General features: G+C 49.7%; 23 protein-coding genes and 1 tRNA gene. 9 read left to right on the plus strand and 15 right to left on the minus strand.

All coding sequences use genetic code 11. The features are described from left to right. Positions 1-22 precede the first annotated feature (22 nt). Positions 23-961: a 3-oxoacyl-ACP synthase III family protein gene (locus tag ACYVK4_RS04040; protein ID WP_461126204.1), complete on the plus strand. Its 939-nt coding sequence runs from the start codon at positions 23-25 to the stop codon at positions 959-961. 103 nt (positions 962-1,064) lie between these two features. Here the strand turns inward: ACYVK4_RS04040 and ACYVK4_RS04045 are convergent, their stop codons facing one another. The 10 genes from ACYVK4_RS04045 to ACYVK4_RS04090 all read right to left on the minus strand — a co-directional run bounded on the left by ACYVK4_RS04045 (position 1,065) and on the right by ACYVK4_RS04090 (position 14,886). After that, positions 1,065-3,035 carry a M1 family metallopeptidase gene (locus ACYVK4_RS04045; RefSeq protein ID WP_461126205.1) on the minus strand — a complete coding sequence of 657 codons (1,971 nt, stop codon included), beginning with the start codon at positions 3,033-3,035 and terminating at the stop codon, positions 1,065-1,067. A gap of 61 nt (positions 3,036-3,096) precedes the next feature. Next, complete coding sequence (locus ACYVK4_RS04050) at positions 3,097-3,705, minus strand: cytochrome c oxidase subunit 3 (protein WP_461126206.1); 609 nt, start codon at positions 3,703-3,705, stop codon at positions 3,097-3,099. A 43-nt stretch (positions 3,706-3,748) separates the two neighbouring features. Beyond that, positions 3,749-4,555 carry a 4-(cytidine 5'-diphospho)-2-C-methyl-D-erythritol kinase gene (gene ispE, locus ACYVK4_RS04055; RefSeq protein ID WP_461126207.1) on the minus strand — a complete coding sequence of 269 codons (807 nt, stop codon included), beginning with the start codon at positions 4,553-4,555 and terminating at the stop codon, positions 3,749-3,751. A gap of 13 nt (positions 4,556-4,568) precedes the next feature. After that, positions 4,569-6,932 (minus strand): OmpA family protein, encoded by a 2,364-nt coding sequence (locus ACYVK4_RS04060; protein ID WP_461126208.1) that lies wholly within the window; start codon positions 6,930-6,932, stop codon positions 4,569-4,571. 164 nt (positions 6,933-7,096) lie between these two features. Next, positions 7,097-9,184 carry a gliding motility-associated C-terminal domain-containing protein gene (locus ACYVK4_RS04065; RefSeq protein WP_461126209.1) on the minus strand — a complete coding sequence of 696 codons (2,088 nt, stop codon included), beginning with the start codon at positions 9,182-9,184 and terminating at the stop codon, positions 7,097-7,099. 365 nt (positions 9,185-9,549) lie between these two features. Then, positions 9,550-10,965, minus strand: coding sequence for an ATP-binding cassette domain-containing protein (locus tag ACYVK4_RS04070; protein ID WP_461126210.1), 1,416 nt, complete (start codon positions 10,963-10,965; stop codon positions 9,550-9,552). A 66-nt stretch (positions 10,966-11,031) separates the two neighbouring features. Then, positions 11,032-11,619: a hypothetical protein gene (locus tag ACYVK4_RS04075; RefSeq protein WP_461126211.1), complete on the minus strand. Its 588-nt coding sequence runs from the start codon at positions 11,617-11,619 to the stop codon at positions 11,032-11,034. A gap of 167 nt (positions 11,620-11,786) precedes the next feature. Further along, on the minus strand, positions 11,787-13,505 hold the full coding sequence (locus ACYVK4_RS04080; protein WP_461126212.1) for a GMC oxidoreductase: 1,719 nt from the start codon (positions 13,503-13,505) through the stop codon (positions 11,787-11,789). Between the two features lie 201 nt (positions 13,506-13,706). Next, complete coding sequence (locus tag ACYVK4_RS04085) at positions 13,707-14,345, minus strand: gluconate 2-dehydrogenase subunit 3 family protein (RefSeq protein WP_461126213.1); 639 nt, start codon at positions 14,343-14,345, stop codon at positions 13,707-13,709. A 340-nt stretch (positions 14,346-14,685) separates the two neighbouring features. After that, a complete protein-coding gene (locus tag ACYVK4_RS04090) occupies positions 14,686-14,886 on the minus strand; it encodes a hypothetical protein (protein WP_461126214.1) in 201 nt (66 codons plus the stop codon). 1,017 nt (positions 14,887-15,903) lie between these two features. Between ACYVK4_RS04090 and ACYVK4_RS04095 the strand changes: the two genes are divergently transcribed. Further along, on the plus strand, positions 15,904-16,131 hold the full coding sequence (locus ACYVK4_RS04095; RefSeq protein WP_461126215.1) for a DUF6965 family protein: 228 nt from the start codon (positions 15,904-15,906) through the stop codon (positions 16,129-16,131). Between the two features lie 248 nt (positions 16,132-16,379). Here the strand turns inward: ACYVK4_RS04095 and ACYVK4_RS04100 are convergent, their stop codons facing one another. Continuing rightward, a complete protein-coding gene (locus ACYVK4_RS04100) occupies positions 16,380-16,619 on the minus strand; it encodes a hypothetical protein (RefSeq protein WP_461126216.1) in 240 nt (79 codons plus the stop codon). 618 nt (positions 16,620-17,237) lie between these two features. On the opposite strand from ACYVK4_RS04100, the gene ACYVK4_RS04105 reads away from it, so the two are divergent. Continuing rightward, complete coding sequence (locus ACYVK4_RS04105) at positions 17,238-17,480, plus strand: hypothetical protein (RefSeq protein ID WP_461126217.1); 243 nt, start codon at positions 17,238-17,240, stop codon at positions 17,478-17,480. On the opposite strand, the gene ACYVK4_RS04110 is transcribed toward ACYVK4_RS04105, so the two are convergent. Next, positions 17,448-17,753 carry a hypothetical protein gene (locus ACYVK4_RS04110; RefSeq protein WP_461126218.1) on the minus strand — a complete coding sequence of 102 codons (306 nt, stop codon included), beginning with the start codon at positions 17,751-17,753 and terminating at the stop codon, positions 17,448-17,450. The genes ACYVK4_RS04105 and ACYVK4_RS04110 overlap by 33 nt on opposite strands. A gap of 161 nt (positions 17,754-17,914) precedes the next feature. Between ACYVK4_RS04110 and ACYVK4_RS04115 the strand changes: the two genes are divergently transcribed. Next, entirely contained in the window at positions 17,915-18,436 is a 522-nt protein-coding gene (locus ACYVK4_RS04115) for a DinB family protein (protein ID WP_461126219.1), read from the plus strand. A 77-nt stretch (positions 18,437-18,513) separates the two neighbouring features. Here ACYVK4_RS04115 and ACYVK4_RS04120 read toward each other — a convergent pair whose 3' ends face one another. The 3 genes from ACYVK4_RS04120 to ACYVK4_RS04130 form a co-directional block, all read right to left on the minus strand. Next, the gene (locus ACYVK4_RS04120; RefSeq protein WP_461126220.1) at positions 18,514-19,998 is read right to left on the minus strand and encodes a TonB-dependent receptor; all 1,485 of its coding nucleotides are present in this window, start codon (positions 19,996-19,998) and stop codon (positions 18,514-18,516) included. An 89-nt stretch (positions 19,999-20,087) separates the two neighbouring features. Then, a complete protein-coding gene (locus ACYVK4_RS04125) occupies positions 20,088-21,548 on the minus strand; it encodes a S41 family peptidase (protein WP_461126221.1) in 1,461 nt (486 codons plus the stop codon). A gap of 112 nt (positions 21,549-21,660) precedes the next feature. Next, on the minus strand, positions 21,661-22,014 hold the full coding sequence (locus ACYVK4_RS04130; protein WP_461126222.1) for a YraN family protein: 354 nt from the start codon (positions 22,012-22,014) through the stop codon (positions 21,661-21,663). Positions 22,015-22,114: 100 nt separating this feature from the next. Between ACYVK4_RS04130 and lipB the strand changes: the two genes are divergently transcribed. From lipB to ACYVK4_RS04155, 5 genes are all read left to right on the plus strand, one after another. Continuing rightward, positions 22,115-22,870 (plus strand): lipoyl(octanoyl) transferase LipB, encoded by a 756-nt coding sequence (lipB, locus tag ACYVK4_RS04135; RefSeq protein ID WP_461126223.1) that lies wholly within the window; start codon positions 22,115-22,117, stop codon positions 22,868-22,870. A gap of 47 nt (positions 22,871-22,917) precedes the next feature. Continuing rightward, on the plus strand, positions 22,918-23,322 hold the full coding sequence (locus ACYVK4_RS04140) for a hypothetical protein (RefSeq protein ID WP_461126224.1): 405 nt from the start codon (positions 22,918-22,920) through the stop codon (positions 23,320-23,322). A gap of 72 nt (positions 23,323-23,394) precedes the next feature. Then, complete coding sequence (locus tag ACYVK4_RS04145) at positions 23,395-24,132, plus strand: 3'-5' exonuclease (protein WP_461126225.1); 738 nt, start codon at positions 23,395-23,397, stop codon at positions 24,130-24,132. A gap of 138 nt (positions 24,133-24,270) precedes the next feature. Then, entirely contained in the window at positions 24,271-26,751 is a 2,481-nt protein-coding gene (rnr, locus tag ACYVK4_RS04150; RefSeq protein WP_461126226.1) for a ribonuclease R, read from the plus strand. Positions 26,752-26,866: 115 nt separating this feature from the next. Next, positions 26,867-26,938: transfer RNA gene (locus tag ACYVK4_RS04155), tRNA-Arg, on the plus strand. Positions 26,939-26,958: the final 20 nt, after the last annotated feature.

Below are 26,958 nucleotides of genomic sequence, written 5' to 3' on the forward strand. Positions count from 1 at the left end.
CTAGTCCTACTTATTTGGTCTGATGTACATACATGCAGTAAGTCATTATCTGCCTTCGCAGATAGTTGGCAATGAACATTTTACGCAGCTCAACGGTCTGTCCAGCGAATGGATTATCGAGCGCACTGGCATTGTGGAGCGACGCAAAGCTGCCCCAGGTGAGAATACGAATACCATGACGATTGAGGTTGTTCAACGACTCATGGACAAAGCTGACCTAACCACCGTCGACCTGATCGTGGGCGGTACCTATACTCCCTACGATACCATTGTTTCGCTGGCGCACGAGGCCCAACATTACCTTGGTATTGCCGACATTCCTGTTATTTCCATTTCAACGGCCTGTTCATCACTGCTCAACGCCATTGAATTGGTGGAGGGCTACTTTGCGTTAAACAAAGCCAGTCGGGCACTTGTGATCGTGTCGGAGCACAACACGTTATATTATAACGAGACAGACACGATTTCGGGACATTTGTGGGGCGATGGGGCCGCGGCTTTGCTGATCACCAAAGAGCGCCAGAGCGAAGACGATTTTGCCATAAAAGCATTGCTGACGGGCGGTGCCGCTCATACCCCTAAAGCCACGACCGGTGTTATGATGAAACCGGCCGATGGGGGCGTTACCATGCCCCACGGTCGTGATGTATTCATTAACGCCTGTCAATACATGCCCAAAGCCAGCTTACAGGTACTGGCTTCCTGCGGGCTGACGCTTGCCGATGTGGACTATGTATTGCCGCACCAGGCAAATCTCCGCATCTCGCGTAACGTCATGAAAACGCTGGAACTGCCCGAAGAAAAACTGATCTCCAACATTCAACGCTACGGCAACACGGGTTGTGCCGGTTGCGCCATTGCCCTGTCAGAGCAGTGGGATACATTCAAAAAAGGCCAGCGCATCGTCGTCACTGTCTTCGGCGGTGGGTACTCGTACGGAGCGATGCTGGTGGAAGTTTAAAAATAGTAGTAAGTAATAAAGTGGTAAGTAGTAAGGGGCTGACGCAAGCAAATCATGCGTCAGCCCCTTAACTACTTACCACTTTATTACTTACTACTTGCTGCTATTGCGCTTCAGCGCGCCAGGTGTTGTTTTTCGTGTTGATGTCGGGCAACTTTTGGTCGGGGTCCAGCACGACGGTTTTTAACGCCGATGTTGAGTTGTACCGGAACGTCCAGGTGCCGCCACGCTGCCACACTTCAATGGGTAGATTCACGCGTCCTTTTTTGCCGTTGCTTTCCGTTACTTCGATGGTGACCGGCATCGCCAGCTTGTCCAGGTTCTCAATGGAAATCAGTGATCCCTTATCGGCCGCGCCATCCACGTATTTTACATCCCGGATACCCTGGTCCAGTTTCCACGTTTCGTAGAAATACCCGCGCCAGAACCAGCCAAGATCTTCGCCGGCACCATCTTCCATACTCCGGAAGAAATCGTACGGCGTTGGGTGTTTGAAGGCCCAGCGAGTCACGTAGTTTTTAAAGGCGAAGTCGAAACGCTCCGGCCCGAGAATGACTTCACGCAGCAATTTCAATCCCATACCCGGCTTGTAATAGGCCAGAATACCTAATGCACGGGCCTGTTGTACATCGGGAATGGTCATGATGGGTTCGGAAGGGTAAAACAGCGCCGGAGCAATATCATGCATCGTGCCCCGCTGCCGGTCATATTCCCCTTTGTTGAAATTAGCCGTCGACAGGGTGTTGATAAAGGTATTGAAGCCTTCATCCATCCAGGGGAATTTCCGCTCGTTGTTGCCCACGATCATCGGGAACCAGTTATGGCCGAATTCGTGGTCGGTTACGCCCCAGAGCGCATCTTTCTTGTCTTTATGATCGCAGAAAATAATGCCGGGGTATTCCATACCGCCCACAATACCCGCCACGTTGGTGGCTACCGGATAGGTAAATTCGACGAGGTATTTTGAATAAAACTCAATACATCCCTTCACGTACTCCGTCGAGCGGTTCCAGGAGTCGTTTGTCGCACTTTCGGCCGGATAGACCGACTGCGCCAGACTGGCTTTACCACTGGGCAGATTCATTTTGGCGGCATCCCAGACAAAGGCTTTCGACGAGGCCCAGGCTACATCGCGGCTATTGAGGCAACGGAATTTCCAGGTCAGCGTACCCGATTTCTTCGGACGGCTGTTGGCATCCTTTACTTCATCTTTTCCACGGATAATAACGGTCTGATCGCTTTTGCGTGCCTGATCGAGACGTTTCATCTGCTCGGCAGTCAGTACATCGCCAGGGTTCAGCAGTTCGCCCGATCCCACCACAATATGGTCCCAGGGGGCGGTGATGCTGTATTCATAGTCGCCGTAGTCGAGGTAAAACTCACCGGCACCCAGGTAAGGCAGCACGTTCCAGCCCTCAATGTCGTCATAGACACACATGCGCGGATACCACTGGGCAATCTCGTAGATGATACCGTCTTTCCGTTTTAGCTGCCCCATCCGATCGGAACCGTATTCCGGAATTTTGAACGAATAGGCCACTTTTACCCGGACCACATCGCCACTCGCTTTCACCGGCTCGGCCAGGCGTACCTGCATGCGCGTATCGGTTATGGTGTAGGGTGCAGCCGAAAACTTGCCTTTACCCTGTTCAACCGTAACACTGGAAATGGTTAAACCACCGGCAAAGCCCAGATTGCCAAACCGGCCACCCGAAACAGGGGTCGTTTTCGCGGCACGGGAGGTGTCACTAAAGGCATTCTGATCCAGTTGAAGCCAAAGGTAAGCGAGTGATTCGGGCGAATTATTTTTGTAGGTGATCGTCACTTCACCGGTTATCGTGTTCTGCTGATCATCGAGGGCTACGTTGATCTGATAATCAGACCGGTTCTGCCAGTAGCGCGGGCCGGGGGCGCCACTTCCGGTACGATAGTCGTTGCCGGGCTGCATGTTGAAAAGCGGGTGGAAAAGCTCGAGCGGGTCATATTTTGACCCCGGCGTCGATGAAGGTGCAGTTTGAGCGAAGGATACCAGACTTAGTAACCAGAATCCTGCCCAGAGAGCGATTTGTTTCATGAATTAGAGAAATACGTTATCGTAAACAAATAACGGCAGAAAGAACCGAAATGAGATAACTCTAGAGAGACAGCCGCAGGTCGAGGCCGTGGTGAATCAGCAGAAAAGCAAACAAACCCAGCCAAAGCAGATCGACAAAGTGCCAGTAGAGCGTGATAAGCCTAATTTTTAACCAGTTTGGCGGGTTAACGCTATACACGAAGGAGTCGACATAAAGCCGGCGTCGCAGAGCTTCTACCAGGATGATGGCCAGAAAAATAAGTCCGATCAGAATGTGCAGCAAGTGCACACCCGAAATGATGTACACAAACCCTCCGGCGGGATTACCCTGCAATTCGACCCCCGATCGGATCATTTGCCGCCATCCCCAGGCTTGCAGGATGACGAACAACGTACCGAGGCCAAGGGTGGTCGCAATATTTGTTCGATAATTGCTGAAACGTTCATGCCGAAAGGCCTGAATGGCATTCTTGAGCGTGAAGCTGCTCAGCAGAATAACGACCGTGCTAATCAGAAATACGTTGGGCAGTTTTATGGTTTTCCAGCCCGGCCCGGTTTGGCGAACCACATAAGCAACCAGCAGCATCGTGAAGATCATCACACTACTCGCTATACCCAGCCACAACATAAATCGGAACGGCTCCCGCCGTTTCGTTATCAAATTGCTCATTTAATCAGTTTACGGTATTCTGTCTACGGTTACGGCAACAGAGTTAGAGATTTCCTTTCCAAACGCGGTACGCTGAAAATTGGTTTGGTATCGCTACGGGTGTCTGAAAAATACCGTAAACCGTTGATCCGGAGCCACTCATGCTGGCATAAACGGCACCTGACGCATACAGCTCGTCCTTTATCTGCGACAGGATCGGGTAGCGGGGAAACAGGCTGTCTTCAAAATCGTTATGGATCGTGTCACGCCAGGTATCGATGCCATTTTCCAGCTGCTTCTGTAGTGATTGCTCCATGGGCCGGGGTCGAATGCCCGCATAAGCCTCAGCCGTTGAAATGGCCAGATTCGGATAAACCAGAACAATGAAATACCCGCTCAGATCAAGGGCTATCTCAGAAAAGACATCCCCTTTTTCGGTGCAGTAAACGGGTCTGTTCTGAACAAAAAAGGCACAGTCGCTTCCCAGCAAGCGCGCATAGTCTTCCATCCGGGTATGGCTCAACCCGAGCGAAAACTGCTTATTCAGCAACGTCAGTGTAAATGCAGCGTCGGACGATCCACCGCCTAAACCCGCCCCGATCGGCACAATTTTATGAAGGTGCATTTGGACCGGCGGCAAATCAAAATCGGCTTTCAGCAAATTGTAGGCTTTGCTACAAAGATTTTGAGAGGCATCGCCGGGAATGGGTAAGCCACTGCTGCTGAACATAAAGCGGTCGGCGGGTATTATTTCCAGAACGTCGCCCCAGCCGACCGGATAAAAACAGGATTGAAGGTTATGAAAACCATCCGGTCGTTTTTCAGTGATGCGGAGGCCAAGGTTGATTTTACAGGTCGGGAATGTTAACATGAAGGATAAAGCCTTATTTTATCTCCACTACCCGGAATTCGGTCCGACGGTTCCGCTGGTGCTCTGCATCTGTACAAATAACACCATCGGTGCAGTTATTTACCAGCTGCGACTCGCCCATACCCAGTGTCGACATGCGTCGGCGGCTGATGCCTTTCGAGACCAGATAAGTTGCCACCGCATTTGCCCGTTGCAGCGACAGGGTTTTGTTGCGTTCGGCATCGCCCCGGCTATCCGTATGCGACCGGATCTCAATAATTAACGTTGGGTATTTCCGCATAGTCGCTACAACTTTATCCAGTTCACGCGCAGCATCCGAACGAAGGCTGAAGCGGTCCAGGTCATAGTAAATGTTGTCAATTGTTACAACATCCCCTACGCTAAGCATACGCAAATCGGCCGATACCTCTTTGGGCTTTGTTTTTTTAGGGAGCCGCTTGATCCGGTTCGTATTGGTCCCAAACGCCGGTTTGGAAGCTATCAGCGTATAATCACAGCCTTCGATCACATCGAACGCATAACGCCCGTCTGCCTTGGTCACGTATTCCCGCAGGCTACGGTCGCACTCATTCCGGAGCCGCACGGTTACGCCTTCGATGGGCTTACGGTCGCGCCCACCCATAACAACACCCCGTATGCGTGACTTAGTGAGCGGCCCGGTTCCGGTACTAATGGAGGATTCAGCCGCCATAATCGTATCCTCAACAACCGTAGGCTTTATCAATCCTATTTCGAGTCGGCTGGGCTGATCATCTACCATGGCCGACGTTGTGAACCCCACCATGCTGTTAATGTAGCCGTCCCGGCTGGCCTGAAACGTAAAGGCATTCGCGCCTTCCAGACAAATCCGTAAAAAGCCGTTGGCATCTGACATAATTGTCCGGTCTGGCCGCCCTTCACCTTTGGATTTAATCAGGACACTAACGCTGTCGAGGGGTTGGTCAGTATTCGTATCGTAGACCCGGATCGTCAGGTCGCGGCAGCCAAACAGAGAGCTCTCCCGAACGAACCGGTAAATATCATCATTACCATCCCGCCGATTGCTACTAAAATACCCCCCTCGCCGGTTGCCATCGGTAATAAATCCGAAATCGTCCTGATTTGAATTGATCGGTGCATCGAGATGATCGACCGTTTTCACTATCGTGTTATTGGAGAGCGTAGCAAAAAAAATGTCCAGCGCCCCCAGCCCTTTTCGGCCGTCGGTTGAGAAATACAGGTTGCCGGCATCATCGACAAATGGAAACAGCTCGTTGCCTTTTGTGTTGATGATACCGCCCAGATTGATGGGTCGGCCCCAGCGTCCATTCTGATACTGGCTCACATACAGGTCCGTTCCCCCAAAGCCACCGGGCATATCAGAGGCAAAATATAGAAACTGCTCATCCCGGCTAAGCGTAGGGTGACCAACCGAATACTCATCGCTATTGAAGGGTAACTCTTCAATATTCATCCAGGCTCCATTTTGCTGCGTAGCGGTATAGAGCTTGAGTTTATTAACGCCGGTTGTGCTCTTGCTGGCCCGCCCATTGTTGTAGTTGTTACGGGTAAAAATAATACGCAGGCCATCCCGGGAAAACGTAGCCGGTCCTTCGTGGTATTTGGTGTTCAGCGTTTGACTGAAGCGACGGGCGGGGTCAATGCGCCGTTCGTCGTAGCCCAGGCCTTCCGTAATGTTAATACCCTCATAATAATTGGGCACGGTGCGTGAATCGTTGGCCGTTGGCCGGGAGTAATTATCCTGCCCAACAGTATAATTGCTCTTCGCACGGCTCTCGGGTGCCTTTGTGGTGGTACCATCGGCATTCAGGATGCTGGCGACCTTCAGATTATTTCGGTTCGGCACATAAAACAGGTCGAGATAGCCCGAGCCGCCCCCGCCCCCTGTGGTCTCAATGGTAGCTCCTCCTTTCTTTCCCGACACATACACCAGACCATCCTGATAAAAAGCCGGACTGAACTCTTCGCCCTGCGAGTTTAAAGACAGGAGTTCCAGCCGATACCGAACGGGCCCTTTGTTTGTACTGGCGGGTGGCGCGGGCGATACAGCCTGTTCAGTCTGTTTATCTTTCAGCTGAAGATAGCGTTCGTACTGCTTTTGACCTTCCTGAATTTTACCGTTGCTGACCAGCGTTTGTGCATAGCGAAGGGTCTGCTGAGGATCGTTGCTCCCGTTGCTCTCGGCCGATTCGCGGAAGTACCGTTCGGCTTTGCTGTTATCGCCAACCTGTTGGTAGGCAAAGGCTAACTGGCTTTGAATGGTTGATTTTTGTTTAGGGCTCAGCACTTTGCCATACTCCGTCAAAAGCTCTCCGTAGGCTTCAATAGCACGTCCGTAAGCTTTATAACTGAGCAGTCGGTTTGCTTGCTGTATCAAGGAATCAGCCTGTGCCCAAGCCGTTAACGAGCTTAGCCACAGCAATCCCCCAAAAATCCATATTATCCAGTTCCTGTTCATCCGTACTCTGATACCGTGCCTCACGGCCTCTTTACTTCTACTATATGCAGCAAACGAATCTGCCTTAAAACCATTGCTATTCTCTACCGGGCCAGCGTCAGGAACCGCACGAATTCACGGCCGTCACTAAGTTTGATCTGATAATAATAGGTTCCGTCGGGTAAGCCCTCTTTCGCGGCCGCTACACTGATCCCCTGATTAGGCGTACCATCCCAATCGTTTTTATAGCTGGCATTCTGGTAAACAAGATGCCCCCACCTATTGTAGACTTCAAGCTGAACCGATACCCCTTCAGGTAAATATTTAATCACGAACAGATCGTTGATACCATCTCCATTGGGTGAAAAGCCTTCCGGAATAAAGACAGTTTCGGCTTCATCGGGTTTAAGCGAGTGAAGCGTTACCGGGGTCGGTTCACTGTTATCGCCCGGATTACCGTTCCTGTCGGGGTCAGATTCGCTGCCGTTGGTTGACCGGTCAAGGCAAAGTCCGCCGTTAACATCTAACCCTGTAGCAACGGCCTCATTACTGAACGTTAATGTATTGGCCTGACTAACATCCAATCGAACGGTTAACCAGACATGACTCTGCTGACCCGCAGCCAGGCTGCCACTGGTGAGCAGGGATGTGTTTGCCCCCCGCCCGGTATAGGCCGGATTGATAACCAGGCCCTTATCGGCGCGAGTCGTTACGGAGCGAACGACGGCACCCGAAGCCCCAAAAGCAGCCTCCAGATCATCAATGATCTGAACATTCGTCAGGGGATTCTTACCCAAATTGACGGCCGTCAGCTGATACGTTAGCTCGACAACTTTAGTGCCTCCTTCTGTCATCCAGACGGGTTCACCTGCTTTTTTGCTAAGGCCCAGAATTTCGTTCGCTGGTGCCGATATGACTTTCTGAACCGAAGAGCCCACGCAAGGCCCCGCACCGTCGGGGTCAGGTGTCGATACGGTAAATATGGTCTTGTTATGCTGTCGATCGGTTTCGGATAGGAGGTATCGTGCCAAACGACTATTCTCGGTAAACAGCCCTCCCCCATCGTTTTGCCAGCTAACCCCACTGGCAGAGCCACCCAGTTGAGCCGTTAACCGCACAACCCCTTTTGCCCAGTCGAGCGAATCGAGCCGGATTGTCAACCGGGCCGGATCACTCAAACAAGGTGGAATAGCGTTTTGGCAGGGCTTAATGGTTACCTCAACGGCTACAGGTGCGGTATAACATCCGTCCTGGGTACGTCCAAAGATATAATACGTTCCAGCCCCTACAGCACCCGGCGATTGTACGGCCGTCGAATTAAGCGTTGGCCCGGTTCGAAACTGGTAGTAGTTACTGAGTTCAGGATTTTTATTTGTAATGACCTTCGACAGGTCAGCGGTTTGATACGGGCAGCCATTCGTTAAGGGCGTGATCAGCGCCATTTCCTGAGTGGCCGTATGCACCGTTACAGATACAGGCGCCGAGCTTTCGCTCCTGCACGCGCCAATCTGACAAATAGCCTGGTAGGTTGTTGCGACAAAAGGCGTAACCGTTCTAACCGCTCCAGTGCTCCCATCTGTCCAGCGCACTGTTCCTAAACAGCCTGAAGCAATGAGGTCAATCGACTGACCAGCACAGACGTCATGTGTAGTGGCTGAAATGGTTGGTTTTTGCGGCAGGTCCACCCGTACAGTGAGTCTTTTCGATGGCGGGCTTACACAACCGTTTTGTTCACAGATAGCCTGAAACCCGGTCGTCTGCGCCAACTTACCGGTCCAGATAGCGCCCGTCGTTTGATCGGGCCATCGGACGATCCCTTTGCAATTCGTGGCCGTTAACGTAACCGCTTCATTCGGACAGATTATTGTTTCAGAACTCGACAAGACGGGAGCGTCCGGTGTGTTCACGGTTATTTTCCAGACCTCGGCAAAACAACTGATGCAACCGGGACGGGCGCGGCAGATGGCCGTATATTTTGTCGTTTGTTGTGGTTTGACGTCGATAGATGCTCCTGTTTCGCCATTCGACCACACAACGGTACCGACACAACCCGTTGCCGAGAGTTGAACCGATTCATTACGGCATATAACCTTCGCCGAACCCGTGATAACGGGCGGGTTGGGGTTCTGACAGGTGTCGGCAAGTGGTAATGTGGATGCGGCAACACGAGAAGTTACCAAAACCCAAATCATGAGCCACTTAAGATTGACCAAAAATTTATTCAGTAACAGTCTTATCATGTGGAAATTCAATTAAACCATGTAAGACGAATATCATGCCAAGCCCGCCCTTTATGAATATCGACTTAATGTAAGTTACTTTTTTAACGGATTCAAAGCCTTGTCAGGGGCAATTACTTATCTAATGACCGTTCTGCTCAGGCATAAGAAAAAGGCTGCTGATTTATCACAAACCATGCCAACGTTTTAAACTTTTCTCTTAATCGGGCTTGTAGATTAATGCATAAAGGCTGTGCCGGAAGAGCGTATTGGTTTAAACAATCAGGCCCGACGGGCGGTAGATTTTATATGCGTTACGTAGCGAATTCTGTTTTCGTTTACAGGTTATACAGATGGTCTATCGTTTGAGGCAGTTCATTTCGATTGTGCGTCACAAACAGAATAGTCTTATCGGCAAAACTGTCAATTAACCGTCGTGCCCGATCAACATGCCGGTGGTCCATAGCTTGAAACGGCTCATCCAGCAACAGGACCGGCGCATTTTTCAGGAACGCCCGTATCAGCAACACCACCCGCTGCTCGCCGGCTGACAGAGTGCCGAAAGGTCGGTCCAGCGTATGCGTTAACTCGAAATACGTGAACAGGCTGCCTAGGTCTGACTCCGTCTCGGGCGAAACCCGATTGGGTGGCGTCAGTGTATCCGTCAACCCTGTAAGGGCCACCTGCCGGGCTGACAACTGCTGCGGGAAATACAGGTGCAGTTCGGGCGAAACGAAACCTATCCGCCGTTTTACATCCCATATACTCTCACCCGATTTGCCACGCCGATGGCCAAATACGCTTACCTGGTTGGCATAGGCCTGCGGGTGATCGCCGTACAGAAGACTGAGCAATACTGATTTTCCGGCCCCATTGGCTCCAAACAACGCCCAGCGTTCATTGGCTTCTATCACCCAGTTAACGTTATCCAGAATAACCGTTTCGCCATAACGCACCGTCACATCCCGTAACCGAAACACTTCTGTAAAGTCAGTTTGCCCGGGCTTTACCTGCAACACCGGCAGATCGCTTAACTCAGCCTCCGGACTATCCTTTACAAAAAAGTTAGCTTTTGGTCCCGCCCAGCCAAGTTGACCATGCTCTATTTTGGCAACGTGCGTTACAAAAGCTGGTATGTCATCCGGTTCGCTTACCAGCACAAGGGTCAGACCATGATTCGTCAGTTCGCCAAGCCAGTTTGTCAGCTCCGTCCGAAAGGTGGTGTCCAGTCCAACAAACGGATTATCGAGTATCAACACCCTTGGGTTCTGTAAAAGCGCCTTACCAATTCGCGCCTTTCGCGTTTGTCCGTTTGACAGTTTAATGAACGAACGGTCCAGTAATGGGGTGAGACCCAAACGGTCCAGCAGTGCTGCTGATTCCGGCGAGTCGGGGACCTGCAGGAAACTGCGTAATGATGGCATGGCCGTGTATCCGGCATCGGCACCTTCGGGGTTATCGCTCATAGTTGCCTGGTACCGTTGCTGATAAAAATACCCGCTATAAGAGAAACGGCTTGACTCTTCCTTGAAGGAAACAAACGCACTGGGGGCCATTCGACTGAGCGTACCGGGTGGTGCGGGGAAGTGACCGGCCAGCGCCCGCAAGAAAGTAGTTTTTCCGCTGCCTGTCGGTCCGGTTATACACCAGCACTCGCCGACATTTACTTGGAAATTCAGGTCCGTAAGCGCTGGTTTTCCACCATATCGAATGGTTAGATTATGTACGGTAATTAACGATGTGTTATCTGGCATAAAAAATAAGGGCAATACCCTGCAAAGGTATTGCCCCACTATTTTATTCAACAGCTATGAACGACCCTATTTTTCTGGGGGCGTCGACGTCGTTGTGGTAGGCGTTGTTGTCGTCGATGACGATTTGCTTCTCGTACGACGGCTATTGTTGCCCGTCGAACCGGAGTTCGTCCGGTCGGTTGTGTTCGAATTCGTAGTACCCGAGCTCATGGTGCCGGTTGTACCCGAGTTCATCGTACCCGTCCCGGTTCCGTAAGTACCGGTCGTACCCGAGTTCATTGTACCCGTTCCCGTCGTGCCACTTGTTGTGGTTGGTGGAACATTGGTTCCTGTATTTACGCCCGTACCATTCGAATAAGTACCCGTCGTTGTCGATTGATTCGAGTTGGTTGGCGGCTGGGTTTGGTAGGTACCTGACGTTGTACCCGTATTGGTTCCGTTAGAATACGTTCCCGTGGTACCAGTGCCGGTTGTGCCCGTACCCATGGTACCCGTACCCATAGTGCCGGTTGTGCCCGTACCCGTTGTACCTGTTCCCATTGTGCCGGTGGTTGTTCCACTCGTACCCGTCGAACCTGAATTCGTCGTCTGTGCATTCGCGTTAAGAGCCATGCCAGCTACCAGCATCCAGCCCATGATCATTAATTTTTTCATCGTTGAGTGAGGTCTTTCGACCTATTTACTGTTTAGTCTATGGTATAACTAAACTAAAGGACAGGTGTTTATTTTTTCCTTTGTTTTTTGAAAAAAATTAAAGGGGGTGCTGACATTTTTTTGTCAGCACCCCCTTTAATTTTTTCTCGTTCCTGTATTCGGCTTGCTTACAGGTTTCCCTTTTTCATTTCTTTCACGGCGAAATCGGCCGCGCGGGCGGTCAGAGCCATATAAGTAAGGGAAGGGTTCACACAGGAGGCCGACGTCATACAGGCACCATCGGTATTGAACACGTTTTTAACCGAATGAATTTGGTTATGCGCATTCAGCACGGATGTTTTAGGATCGCGTCCCATACGGGCCGTTCCCATTTCGTGAATACCAATGCCAGGGTGTTTCGATTCGTCGTTGTAAGGCGTTACGTTCTTGATGCCGGCCGCTTCGAGCATTTCAGCCGCATCGTTCATCATGTCGATGCGCATTTTCCGTTCGTTTTCGCCATAGGCCGCATCGAACACGATCAGGGGAAGTCCCCACTTATCCTTCTGGTCAGGCGAGAGGGTCATCCGGTTGTTGGGATCGGCGATCATCTCACCAAATCCACCGAGACTCATTGTCCAGGGACCGGGCGTTGTCAGGCTTTCTTTGAAATCCGCGCCAAATCCGTCTTCACCGTTGCCACGGTTCCAGCCGCCACGACCGGCCCCACCCTGATACCCGAAGCCACGAACATAATCGCGCTTGTCGTTATGCCAGTTGCGGTAGCGTGGTACGTAAACACCATTGGCCCGCCGACCATAGTAATATTGATCTTCCATCCCATCGAACGTACCGGCGGCCCCTACGGCCAGGTGGTGGTCCATGATGTTACGACCCAGCTGATCGGACTCATTACCCATACCGTTCGGGAAACGGTGCGACTTCGAGTTCATCAGAATAGACGTACTGGCAAAAGCGGATGCATTCAGGAAGATGATCCGGGCATAATACTCACGAACCTCTTTCGTATTCTGGTCAATAACCCGAACACCCGTCGCTTTGCCTTTCTTCTCATCGTACAGTACTTCAGATACAATCGAATCGGGCCGCAGTGTTAGCTTACCCGTTTTCATAGCTGCGGGCAGCGTAGCCGCCTGCGTACTGAAATACGCACCATATGGGCAACCCCGCATACACTGGTTACGGAACTGGCAGGCAGCCCGTCCGAGGTCATAGTGTAATTGCTTGGGGGCCGTCAGGTGAGCCGTGCGGCCCATGGTAACGGTCCGGCCGGGAAACGCCTTTTCTATTTTCTTTTTCGCTTCTTTTTCCAGGCAGTTCATCTGCATGGCGGGCAGGAAGTTACCATCGGGCAACACATCCAGACCGTCTTTACTACCCGATACCCCTACAAAGGTTTCTACGTAAGAGTACCAGGGAGCCAGGTCTTCATACCGGATTGGCCAATCGACCCCAATCCCTTCTTTGGCATTCGCCATGAAGTCCTCTTTATTCCAGCGGTAGCTCTGACGCCCCCACATTAACGACCGACCTCCTACGTGGTAGCCCCGAATCCAGTCGACTTTACGTTTTTCGAGGTAAGGGTTTTCCTTATCATTCTCGAAGTGATGCCGCCATTCTTCGTTGGCCGTATAGCCGGTACGCATATTGGCCCAGTATTCCTCCGCAGCCTGCGTTGTGATTTTTCCGCGGTGGGGAAAATCCCAGGGGTTATTGGTTGCCGTTACATAGCCCTCTATATGTTTAATATCGCGGCCACGCTCCAGCATCAGCACTTTCAATCCCTTTTGGGTAAGTTCTTTAGCAGCCCAGCCACCCGAAATACCCGACCCAACGACAATAGCGTCGTAGGTCATATCTTTTTTTGCGTCTATAGTAAGATTCATGTCTTTTTTAAGGAGTTAGTATGCAGGAGTGAGAAGTGAAGAGGGCTGACGCATTATAAAGGTCGCCGGACGCTGCTCGTTCCTATATACTTGTCTTTTTTTGAGGAGTTGGTATGTAAGAGTGAGGAATGAAGAGGGCTGACGCGTTCTTGATTTGCATCAGCCACTCCTTTCTTCTCGCTCCTAACTCCTACATACTCGTTATATCGCCCACGCCTTCTGGCCGGGTTTGAGCGTTACACAACCGTCGTATCGACCAGGAACGGCTACATACTCGAGGGCTTGGGTACAGCCAATTTCAGACGTAAAATAACCTGTCAATGTCAGATCTTTAAGAATCGTAAAGAAAGGCGTGTACTGTTTTTTGGCATCAGGCATTTGAAGATCGGCCTGGGAGTTTTCCACTTTCGCAGCTGCCTTGCCGGTTCTCATTTGCTCCAGCTGTTGCTTGGCATCAGCCTGCAATTTTTTCACGATCTCGATCCGTTGCGCTGGGTCGAGCTGAACGAAGGCTTTACCATACGCATCCTTGCTTAATTTATTTGTCTGGATCAGGCCATCCAGGAAGCGTTGCTGATCGTCTGGTTTGTAACAATCCTTTAAAATAACGTCAATCACCTCATTGACCTTAGCTGCCTTGGCACCCGGGGTTGTTGTTGTTGGAATGATTGTATCGGCGAGTTCAGCGACGGTTGCGTCCTGATCAGCCGTAAAGAAAAGCGGCTTGCCCGTCAGGGCACGTCGGGCAGCCGAAGCTTCGAGCGTATCAGCCAGTGCAGGCAACGCGATGGATGCGCCTGCCAGCGCGGCTACCCGCATGAGGGCGTCTCTTCTATTCATGTGCGTAGAGCGAATTAGACTTTCTAATAGAACGATATAAGTAAATACAAATGTATAACAATCGAGGAAGCGATTGTGAAATTTGGAGATACACTTTTGAGGCAAATCACTATTTAGAAACAGGCTAGTTATGCAATCCCCTCAGGTCTGGTGCAATGGCTGGTATACCCACCCCTTAACGAATAGCCGGAAGTGTATAGCAACAACGGGTTGTTGAACTTACTTTGTTCACTTATTGATGGTCAAACAACAGTATGTTTGTTAGCAGCTATGGGTTGAACATGCAACAGCCCGAAAATTCAGATTTTCGGGCTGTTGCATGCTTAGGTAGTACACCTGCCTATAGGTTTCTGAGGTGATAAAGATCGTGCTGCAGGCGCATGATCTGCTTGCGACAATAAACCAGCTGATCCGTTGGGGCATGGGCGTCCTGCAGGCTGTCCAGAAGCTGAAACCATTCCCCCAGATGCCGCTCGGAAAGTACCATAAGCTCCTGGTTTGCATGCGTGGCTGGTATCTTATCGATTCGTTGAGTTTTCATAGTCGTAAATGTTTACGTTGGCGCCCTGAGAAGGGCTGCTTAATCAGGGTGGAACGAGCTTAGTAATTACGTTTGGGCTAACAAAATTTCATTAGCAAGCTTATAACAATAATTGATCTACTTGTTCACTGAATTTACTGTTAAACCACTTTATATAGCCAAAGATAGATCTACTACTCCAAATTAATTATACTCGTTGTTAACACATACCCTTATTTACTTGAATTTTTAAACAGTTGAACCAAGTGCTTTTTACCTTATTGGAGTGGCAGGTATGAGGTAGCTCTTCGTGCATGACCTCATGGGCAATATTTCCCGCTAATGGTATTCTGCTCATTTACTCATCACGCGTTCTGTCGTTTAACAAACCATGCTGCAAAACGTAAATCCTGGTATTAGGAGTAAAAGAATGGTGGGGTTATACAACCGGTATCTAACTGAACGCCGGTTGCCTTGTTTATTTTTAATAAGGATAACAAACACTCATATATTTATATAAATATCTAAATCAAAAATTAGTGTTTGGATCGTAAAAGCACGAAAAATGAATAATTTTTATTTATGAAAATAATATTTCTGAAATCATTTGTTTACGTATATAATTTTTCATTAACTTTACTCTTACAAAATAGGTAATAGGCAAAATTGTATTTTAGTGTGGATAGGAATTCAAAAGCCCAGTCACACTGTAACTGGGCTTTTTAGTAAACATAGTAGTCATTGATAGTAGATATTCTAGTAGAAAGTAGATAGTAGACAAAAAAACAAAATAGAAACCAACATCATAAAATCTTATTGGGTAGGAACTAGCTAGGTTTAGAAGAGGAAGGCCAGACAGGGCCAGGCTATGCCTGGCTTTTGTTTTTTCACGACGAAACTCTCGCCATAACGATCGCAGACTGCTTACACATATATACATTAAATAGCGGGTCAATCTTACAAGTAAAGATGGGCTTCTCTCTCCAAGTTCAGCCAGCTATCAATTGCGCGCTTCTAACAAATCCCTATTTTTGCTCCATGCAATTGAGTAGCGAACATCAGGAATTAGTCAATTTTTTCAACGGTCAGTCCTTACCTTCTGGCCCCCAGCACGTTAACGAATACAGTGTGTTCCTTAACCTGTCAGGCGCCATAGAGTCTCAGTTAAAGCAATTGCAGAGTGATGTGGAAGCCTCCAGAAAATCGGCAGCCGTTATGCTTGGCGAAGTGAAAGACTGGCTGACAGCACAGGAAACCAACAGCTAATCCGGCCATCATATGACTTCATCTAGGGGCTACCTGAATAAGATTCCCCTACTATTCAGGCACATGGCTGAAAAGATACCCTGCTGGAAGCCTACCCTTGTGTACAAAAGTCTGACTACTCATATACTTGTTTACGAATCAACTCCTTAACAGCTTCATAATGCCAGGAAGATCCCAGTGACCCTCTTGTCTTAAAAAGAAAAACTCCGCCATGAACTGACGGAGTTTTTCTTTTTAAGACAAGAGGGTCACTTCAGTAGCACGGATTGATTTCTCGTCAGGTCTTTCCTTACTTTTTCGGCTGCGGCCAGATCGACCAGCGTAATGTTGGCTTTCTTCCTCAGCGTTGGTGAGGCTGTCAGGATCTCTGTAGCCATCTGAATCAACAGGGCTGCCGTGGCGGGTCCATTTCCCTTACGACGGGTAGCCCGATGGGTTGTTTGGTCCGGACCGCCGGCCGCTAGTTTATGCAGGTGAATAGACTCCATTTCGTATATAATTCTTGTTGTTTACGTTCTATATCAAGAACAAAAAAAAGGCAGTTTCCATTGCACAAATAGCCTTTTTAAGGATTTATTTTCTCCCTAAACAAGAATAATTTTAGTCAACATTTGAGCTCAGTTTCAGGCCCTGAATCAACGATAGAAACAGGCTTGAGGCAGCCTCGAAATAAGCACCCATTTGAGCCTCATATATAAATAGAGGCAGGTTAGTGTCTACCGCATTAATAGAGGTAACGCTCACGTTCAAGTAACTAAATTTACACGTGTATTACTAACAAAAGAAAGTAACCTATAGCTACTAAAATGTCAATGCATAAATTATAGACTAAGCATTTATATAAGTGAGGGATGTCAATTTTTTTCTGAACATCCAATCCGATAGTAACAACTTGTTAATCGTTGAAAAAATTTAATAACATAAATAAGTGCATTAGTTGTTATTTTTATTAATTTCGTAATAATCTTAGTCTATGTGAAAACAGTACCATCCATTCGTACATACTGTCATTAAAAAAGAAAATATAGGGAATATTTAAAAGTAAACTTATCAGGAAATAGTATGTACCCACGCGCTGGGTATGTAGATCCGAATAGCCGTCAGCCATGCATTACATTGCCGTTTTTAGACTATTTGCCACCCCTGTAGCCAAAGGGTTCGCTTCTGTGAACGAAGCTGTCTATTGTCTTGAGAGAGCAACCAACGACCCAGACCTGTCGCCAATGGGCCTTTACGATGCCAATAGAAATACTGTTATCTCTTATCAGGATGAGATGTGTTTATTTGACGATATAGAGGAAACGCTGGTCGTACGTTTAGCCAAGTCGTACATCGAGCGAATTGTGTAGATTCTGCTGATGGCTAATATCTTTTTTAATGACCAGGGCCGGGTTAGCGCGCTCGTAATCATCAATATACGCTTCACCCAGTTCGGTCAGTTCATAGCGCGTTATCTCGTCTGCATTTTCGTCACTGGCTTTTAAGAGACCTATACTGACCAGCCCTAAAATGTAGTACGAAATCATCATTTGATCGAAACTCGTTTGCTGCTGCACCTGGCTGGAGGTCGCCCCATTGTACGTTGCGGTAAGAATACTATATTGAGCAAATGTAATAATCATCTTTTTGGATAATTACAGGTGTTTTACTTCAAATCATTTGATGAAATTTCATCTGAAGTCACCATGTTTGTGAAAGGAAGGCCAACAGGTTAACGAAAATAAAAGGAAAGGGGTATTGATTGGCCTCATTTCCTATTCAATGGCCCATAGATTTACTATACATGAAAAACCTGCAATATCCGATTGGGCCCTTTGTCAGTCAGGAGACTTACACCACCGATGAGTTGACCCACATTATTGATGTGATTGAGACCAGCCCTGACGCCTATCGTCGGCTCATAGACGATCTGTTGCCCCATGAACTAGCCAAAACGTACAGGCCCGGCAGCTGGACAGTCGAGCAGTTGGTCCATCATGTGAGTGACATTGGGCTATTACACTTTTTCCGCCTGAAGAAAGCCATAACCGAGGCTGATTATGAAGCCGCAACGCTAATTGATATGAATGCGTGGGCGACTACGGTCGATGCGGTACACGCGCCCGTGAGCGACTCGCTTGCCATGTTCGAAGGTACACACCGCCGGTATGCCCGATTGGCCAGGTCATTGACGCCAGATCAGCTGGCCATTCGTTATTATCACCCGGTTCGGCAAATATGGTTTACCCAGGCACAGGCCCTGGCTATATCGGCCTGGCATGTGCAGCACCACCTGGCGCACATTAAACTGGCGTTGGCGGGTTAGTACGTTGGGGTTATCGATAAATCATTGGTGCCAAACATACTAACCGCTTTTAAAGTCTTGCCCGCCCAAATGGGTAATTACTGGAGTATTTGCTTGGTAGCTTCCTGTTCTTCTTCCTGCTGCTGGCGTACCTGTTTACCGATGGGTACGTATTCGACCTCGCAGGGGTAGCCAAAGAGACAGTTGGTTTTGATCTGCTCCGCCACCCGATCGGGCACCATGTTTTCCCAACCGTCTTCGCCCAGCTGGATCATTTCCAGAACACGGTCGGTGGAGATATGCAGGTTTTGTTCGTTGTAATCCGTGATATCCTCAATTTTATCATTCCGAACCAGGTACTGAAACAGGGGCTCCAGTGTGGCCGGAAGCTTAAACTCGTTGCAAGTGTAAATAGCTCCTTCTTTCAGGGTTGGATAAACGAACAGCTTCACTTTCCGGCTGAACAGCGTGGCGAAAGACTCCAGAATGCCCCCCGGCAGGAACTCGTAATGACCTTCCTCGAAGATGTATTCCAGATTCGGAATCCCGACAATAAGGCCAATTTTAAGCCGCGTTAACCGGGCCAGATAGGCCACGAGCTTATAATATTCCAGATAATTGGAAATCATTACCGTCTGCCCCATGGAGCACAGAATATCGACCCGGTCCAGAAAGTCCTTCTCATCGATACCCTGCTCGTTTGCTTTCAGGTTGTGAAGTGTCAACTCGGCCATGGATATAACCCGGTTAGGGTCTACATCGGGCTCATCTTTAAACTGCTTCAGGCCATTTTCGATCATGTCCATCTGCACATTCGTGACCGGCCTCAGTCGCCCGCGCATCACCAGAATGTGCTTCTTGTAGAGCGCTTCGGATGGCTGCAGCACCTGCCCGTCGGCCCCAAACAAAGCGGCATCGGTAAAGCCATTCTTCACCAGGTGCAGGCTCATCAGCCGGTTATCGACGTCCGCAAAATCGGGACCGCTGAACCGGATCATATCGATCTGGATTCGTTCGGGTGCCAGATCGTCCATCAGAGACAGCACCAGCGTCTCGGGCGATTTAGCGTAGTAGTAACAGCCGTAGATGAGGTTAACGCCAATAATACCCAGAGCCTGTTGTTGCAGAATATTTTCGTTATCGATCATCCTGACGTGGATAATGACATCGTTATAGCCCGACTGAGGGTTAAGCTGGAACCGGCAGCCAAGCCAGCCATGGGCTTCATTGGTTTTCTGATAGTTTAAGGCAACAACGGTATTGGCAAAGGCAAAGAAGGTCGTATCCGTACCTCGTTTTTCGGCTAATCGCTTTTCCAGCAAACTATATTCTTTGTTGAGCATTTTCACCAGCCGCGATTCCACCACATACCGGCCGCTTTCCTCAACCCCGTAGATGGAGTCGCTGAACGTCATATCGTAGGCCGACATGGTCTTAGCAATCGTTCCTGATGAACCACCCGCCTTGAAAAACATAGCCGCCGTTTCCTGACCGGCACCGATTTCGGCAAAGGAGCCATAAATACGACGATCGAGATTGATGCGTAATGCTTTCTGCTTAGTACCTATATTCTTTTCGTACATAGTCTGGTTAGCTTGCCTGATGCTAAAGTTACAGTATAAAACGCCAAAAGCAGCCTTTAGAGCTGCTTCAGACGCAAAATAATACAATATTAATGTGCCAGCAGCAGTCGGTTTCCATTGATAAACATATTACCGCCACCTGCCTTCTGGTCGATGGAGGATTCTATGTAGGGGCGATCGATTTCGATGGTTGCCGCCCGACGGGCACTTCGAACACCGGTGATCTGGAAAAGAGCTTCGCTCAGCATCGGCTCCGTTACATCACCAAACGGCTTCATGCCCAGTGTTGGCTCTTTCACTTCCACGGAGGGAACAAACCCATTTCCGTATTCGGTAAATCCCTGTGCGTTGGCCGATTTGAAGGTAATAGGCTGCATACCCCACTTGATAACTCCGCTCGCATCGGAAATGGTTATGGAGCCAACATTCTTGCCAACGGTTGTCGTGCCAATCGTGTTGACCGCCATAAACGGCCTTAACCCGTTAATAATCAACTCACTGGCCGATGCAGTACTACCCGTCGTCAACACAAAAACACGGCTCAGATTAGCCCCAATGTTGGTCGATTTACTTACGAAATTCTGAACGTTCCAGTTCGCTCCGTATTTAGCTGCGTAGGCCGCCGACGCAGTAGGGTTCCACTTTTGCAAGTAAAATACTTTAGAGGCATCAATATTTTTACCGATCAAACTGGCTAGGTTAACGGCAGAACTTACATACCCACCCCGGTTATAACGAAGGTCAAGGACCAGCTCACTTACGCCTTTCTGCTTGAGCTTGCCAAAAATATTATCGAGCTTGGTATCATACGTCTTATCCGTGGTGCCGTCCGTCTTATAAACGCCGGGGATAAACTGGTTGTAGACAACGTACCCTACCGTTTTCCCATTAATTGTGTAGGTCGTGTCCATAAAAACGGGATCTTCCTGCAACACAACGGCCGTAACCTGTTTCGTCTGATCTGTATCGACCAATGAACCATTGGCCGCTACCGTCGAGAAACCATAGGTGTAAGTATCGCTGCTTCCCGACAGTAAGTCGGAGTAATTCGCACCCGTCAGGGCCTGTCCATTCACTTTGTAAATAACATCTCCCCGCCTGATACCGGCCCTGGCGGCTGGTGAGCCGGGAACCACGTAGATCACCGAGGCAACAATGCCCGTCCGGTTGCCGTCCCGGTAATAGAGCTTGTACTGCATACCCGTCGTTTTCGACTGCCCGCTCAGGGATGCCTTCAGGGTTTCGGCACTCTCCTGAATCCACGAAAAACGATCACCGTCCGGGTTGGTCGTGGCGTTATAGGTATTTAGAAGAGAGGCAAAAAACTTATCGGGGGCAAGCGTTTTGTCTGGATTGGCAGGAAGCTTGTCGTTCCAGAAGTAATACGTCTTCATGTTGTCCAGAATCCAGTCATTTACCGATTTATCAGTAGCAGATCCGGTAGCCGTTGCAACAGGAGCAACATCTTCACTCTTTTTACACGAAGTCAGTAGACACAGCCCCGATGCCATGACCAGCAAAGCCGGGCGCCACTTGCAAATTTTTATCATAGTAAGTTGTTGATGAGCAAAATCAATGCCTGTCTAATAACGTAATCTATCCGTAAAAAATTTAGACAGTGATCCCGTAAACGAGCGTTCCGAGAAATTTAGAAAAAATAGTTCATGAAAACGCATCTTCAATATGCTTTATTCGTAACTCATTGCCTGCCAGCGTCACCGCTACGATATCGAAACGAATGTCGTGGAACCAGTCATTGGCAAAGATATAGTGCTCGGCGGCCTTCATAACCAGCTTAGCTTTGGCGTAGGAAACGAACTCTTCGGGGTTACCGAAGCTAAGATTGGTGCGGGTTTTAACTTCGGCGAAAATCAGCAGTTTACCCTTTTTAGCGACCAGGTCAATTTCGGCATGCTGGTAGCGGTAGTTCCGGGCTATGACTTCGTAGCCTTTTTCCTGAAGATAACGGGCTGCTTCGGCCTCGCCCTGTTTGCCGGTTTCGTTGTGCTGTGCCATTGGATAAAGTAGGTTACGGAGTATAATCGAACGAAACGGGAACGTCTAGTTGTTATTAGACGGAAGTTGTCTTAGGAAAGACTCGCTCTTCCGTAAAACAATGAATAGCCTTATTAATAAACAAGTTGAGGTCAGAAGATTAGGATTAATCGCGTATCAGGAAGCCTGGGATGAACAGGAACGGCTATTCTCCGGTATAGTCGATCAGAAATTACAGAATCGCACCTCCCCTGCCAGTGCCCAGCAGCCTACCCCCAATTACCTGCTGTTTTGCGAGCACCCACCCGTGTATACGATGGGCACCAGCGGCCACGCCGAGAATCTGCTCGTCGATGAAGATCGTTTAACCCATGAACTGGGGGCCACGTTTTTCAAGATCCGGCGCGGGGGCGATATTACCTTTCACGGACCCGGTCAGCTGGTAGGCTACCCGATTCTGGATCTGGATAATTTCTTTACGGACATCCATCGCTACATGCGGCTGCTCGAGGAGAGCATCATTCTGACCCTCGCCGATTATGGCCTGCAGGCGGGCCGGATTGAGGGCGCAGGTGCCGAACGGCTGACGGGCGTTTGGCTGGCCCCCAGCGGCAACCACCCCCGTAAAATATGTGCGATGGGCGTTAAAGCGAGCCGTTGGGTAACGATGCACGGTTTTGCCTTGAACGTTAATACAGATTTGAGTTATTTTAACCATATTGTCCCCTGCGGTATTACCGATAAAGCCGTTACCTCTCTGGCGCTGGAACTGGGTCATGAGGTCCCTCTGGACGAGGTGTCAAATAAGGTGCAACAGCATATGTTTACCCTGTTTGACATGGAATTAATAACAAACGGGACTGCTGCATCAGTATAACCCGCCGTTATTGACAGCATTGCGGATGAAAATCCGACGAACATACAATGAAGAAAGATATTAATTTTTTGCCCGTTGAGGGCGTACAGATAGTAATTGCCCGGAAAGAGAATCTTCTTGGCGGCTACGACTGGCAGGTTTTTTTGATCAACCAGAACGACGTGCCCATTCAGACGGTGTTTGTGACCTCCAAAGGGTACGGCCTGAAAGACGATGAAGAACAAAAGACCTCTACCCTAAGGCATTTCTTCGTCGAAGTAGCCCCCGGCGCTCACGAGGTGGTTGAAACGATTATGCCCGATGTGTTTCACCTCAACAACGAATACTGGGTCAGCTACTTTATTGGTAAACAGATTTTTGACAAGAAATTCATTTTCGTTCCCGACAGTATTGTCGAAAAAAATCTGGTTACCGTACCTGCCCTGGGGCTGGAAGGAATTTTGCACGCTTAAGTAACACCGTAGCACGGACGGTCGGCCGTTGCCGTGGAAACCCGCGCTACGGCGAACCATCCGCTATACTCTATGCCTCAACCCGTATCCTGGAAGCGTCGTTTTAAGAACTTCCTTTTTATCGACCTTAAAACCGTGGCGGGAGAACCGTCGCTCCTCTCTGTCGAACCGCGGCTGCAACGACAGTGGGAAGAGAAAAGTCGGTATTTTAAAAATGACGATGAGCTTTCAGCGGCAGGCTGGTACGACAGGCGAGCCTCTTACTTTGCTGAATTTGGCAAGATAATCTGCATTGGTGTAGGTGGCCTGTATTTCGACGACGATGATAAGCCTCACCTGAAAGTAAAATTGTTGAGCAACGACGACGAAGAGGCTCTTTTGCGCGAGTTTCTGGCCATTATTAACCGATACCCACCGGGCGAATTGACCCTGTGCGCACATAATGGCAAGGAATTTGACTTCCCCTATTTGTGCCGGCGGTTAATGGTGAACGGATTGCCACTTCCACCCGCGCTGCAAATCTCCGGTAAGAAACCCTGGGAGATTCCCCACAAGGATACGCTCGAACATTGGCAGTTCGGCGATAAACGGCACTTTGTACCGCTCGACCTGCTGGCTGCGGTTCTTAATGTACCCACCCGACCCCTCGAATGGACCGGCGACCGAACCAGCGAGATGTATTACCGCGAGCACGACTGGCCCCGTATTGAGCAGTACGCCCGCGATTCGATGGTGATGCTCGTGCAGGTATACATGAAGATGGTGGGTGCCCCGCTCGTGGCCGACGAGCATATTGTATTGAGTGATTGAGGCTGGCCACGTCAGCTTTTCCCTACACTAAGTATGGCAGCAAAAACCTTATCACTCAATATCGAATTAACCAATTAACGAAAAACTGCTGTAGCAGTTCATACTTTTTAGCTGGGCTTTAGTTGCCCGGCAAGTAACATGAGAAACGGAAAACCGAAACAAAATAAATATACGAAGGATGCCGCTGGCCAACCAGCCAGCCGGTCATCCAGTCCCGCTCGCCCCCGGGAAAAAGGAGCGGAACGGTCAGGGAAAAGTCATGCTCGCCCTATTCAGCAGGCAGACTCCTTTCTGGATGAAATGAAGAACGACATCATGGCGTTTTTTCAGATCAACGATAAAGAGTCATTCACGCAGGAGCAGGTTCTTGAGCATTTCGACACCAGCGACCGGCGTATGAAACTCATCATGCACGGCCTCATTGGTGAATTGACCGACGAAGGTACGCTGGTACGCCTGCCCGATGGCAGCTACCGGGCCGACGCCGATGCGAACCTCATGGAAGGCATTGTAGACCATGTCAACTCGCGCTTTGCGTTTATTATTCCCGATACAGCCGCCGGTGTACGTCGCGACAAAGACGACGACATTTGGGTATCTACGGAAGATCTGGGAGGAGCCGTCGACGGCGACCGTGTACGGGTGATCCGTTTTCAGGATTCCCGCAATGGGGGCCGCAGTGGTGCCCGTCGCCGGATTGAAGGAAAAGTAGCCAGCGTTGTGGAGCGGGGACGCCCTGAACTGGTTGGTCGTATTCAGGTTTGGCCAAACTATGGCTTTGTTGTACCCGACAGCAAAAAGATTTACGACGACATTTTCATTCCCAACGAAAAGCTGGGCGGTGCCAATGATGGCGAGAAAGTCATTGTTCGCCTGACCAAATACCCCGATGCCAACAGCTACAAACAGCGGTTTGAAGGCGAGGTCATTACCGTGTTGGGTGTAGCCGGTCAGAACAATACTGAAATGCACGCCATTCTGGCCGAGTTCGGTTTGCCGATTCACTTCCCGGCCGATGTAGAGCAGGAAGCTGAAGCGATTCCGACTAAAATTCTGAAGAAAGATCTGGCGAAACGGCGCGATATGCGGGATGTGACGACGTTCACCATCGACCCCATCGACGCCAAAGACTTCGACGATGCCCTGTCGGTACAGATACTCGACAATGGCAACTTCGAAATTGGCGTCCATATTGCCGATGTAACGCACTATGTATTGCCCGGCTCGAAGCTGGAAGAAGAGGCTTACAAGCGGGCTACATCGGTCTATCTCGTGGACCGGGTGGTGCCCATGCTTCCCGAAAAATTGTCGAACGGCCTGTGTTCGCTGCGGCCCAACGAAGATAAGCTGACATTCTCGGCCGTTTTCGAGATGACGCCCGAGGCTAAAGTCGTCAACGAATGGTTTGGCCGAACGGCCATCCACTCCGACCGACGGTTTGCCTACGAAGAAGCCCAGGACATTCTGAACAGCAACAGTGGCGACTACCTGGAAGAGCTTCGGTTACTGAACGAACTTGCGTATAAACTGCGCGACGAGCGTTTCAAAAACGGAGCCATCAACTTCGAGACCGTTGAAGTACGCTTTCGGCTCGATGAGAACGGTGTTCCGCTGGCGGTTTATCCGAAAATCCGTCAGGACACCAACAAACTCATCGAAGAGTTTATGTTGCTGGCCAACAAACGCGTAGCTGAGTTCGTGCATTCACTCTCGAAACGCAATAAAGGGGGCGAAGAAAACACGATGGTTTATCGGGTACACGAATCCCCCGCCGAAGACAAGCTCCGCAGTTTTTCGGACTTTGCCCGAAAGCTGGGCTACAAGCTCAATGTCGACGACGAGCACCTGTCGAATTCGATGAACCGATTCATGGCGAGCATCGAAGGCAAACCCGAAGCCAACATGCTCCAGCAACTGGCCGTTCGGACCATGTCGAAGGCCCGATACAGCACGGAAGACCTGGGCCACTTTGGTCTGGCCTTCAAACGGTATTCGCACTTCACCTCGCCCATCCGTCGCTATCCCGACATGATGGCGCACCGGTTGTTGCAGCATTACCTGGACAAAGGCAAACCCGCTGACCGGGACGAATACGAAGAAAAGTGCCGACACTCATCAGAACGCGAGAAAATGGCGTCTGATGCCGAACGGGCCAGCATTAAGTACAAACAGGTCGAATTCATGAGCCGTATGGCCCCTGATCAAGTCTTCGAGGGTGTTATTTCGGGCGTTACTGAATTCGGCATTTTCGTCGAGATCACGGAGAACAGCTGCGAGGGCCTCGTGCGTATGCAAGACCTGAGCGATGATTTCTACGAATTCGACAAAGACAATTATCGCATCATTGGCAGCCGTTCCAAAAAGATGTACACCTTTGGCGACGCGGTCGTAGTACGGGTAAAAGAAACCAACCTGGCCCGCCGAAGCATGGATTTCGCCCTCGTCAGCGACAAAGCCGGACGAGCTACGGAGACAGACAGCAACAGCCGAACGAGCCGCAATGGCGACAGCCGTCGGTCGGGCGGATCATCGTCTACCCGCAAAGTAGGGGGATCGAGAAGTAAAGAAGGTACCGCTGCCAAAGGTGAAAACCGGCGGGGCGGGCGCGGTCGTCGGTAGGTAAACACGGTGTTTGGGCGTATCAAATGCCCAAACACAAATCTTGTTTATAAATAGACTTGCGTTTTAGTAGTTCAATCTGCTATATTTGCACTCCCAAATAGGGACATTGCCCGCTTCCGTAGTTCAATGGATAGAATTTCGGTTTCCGGTACCGACGATAGGGGTTCGAATCCCTTCGGGAGCACAACGACCAAAACCTGCTGC

Source organism: Spirosoma aerophilum (genome assembly GCF_054782495.1).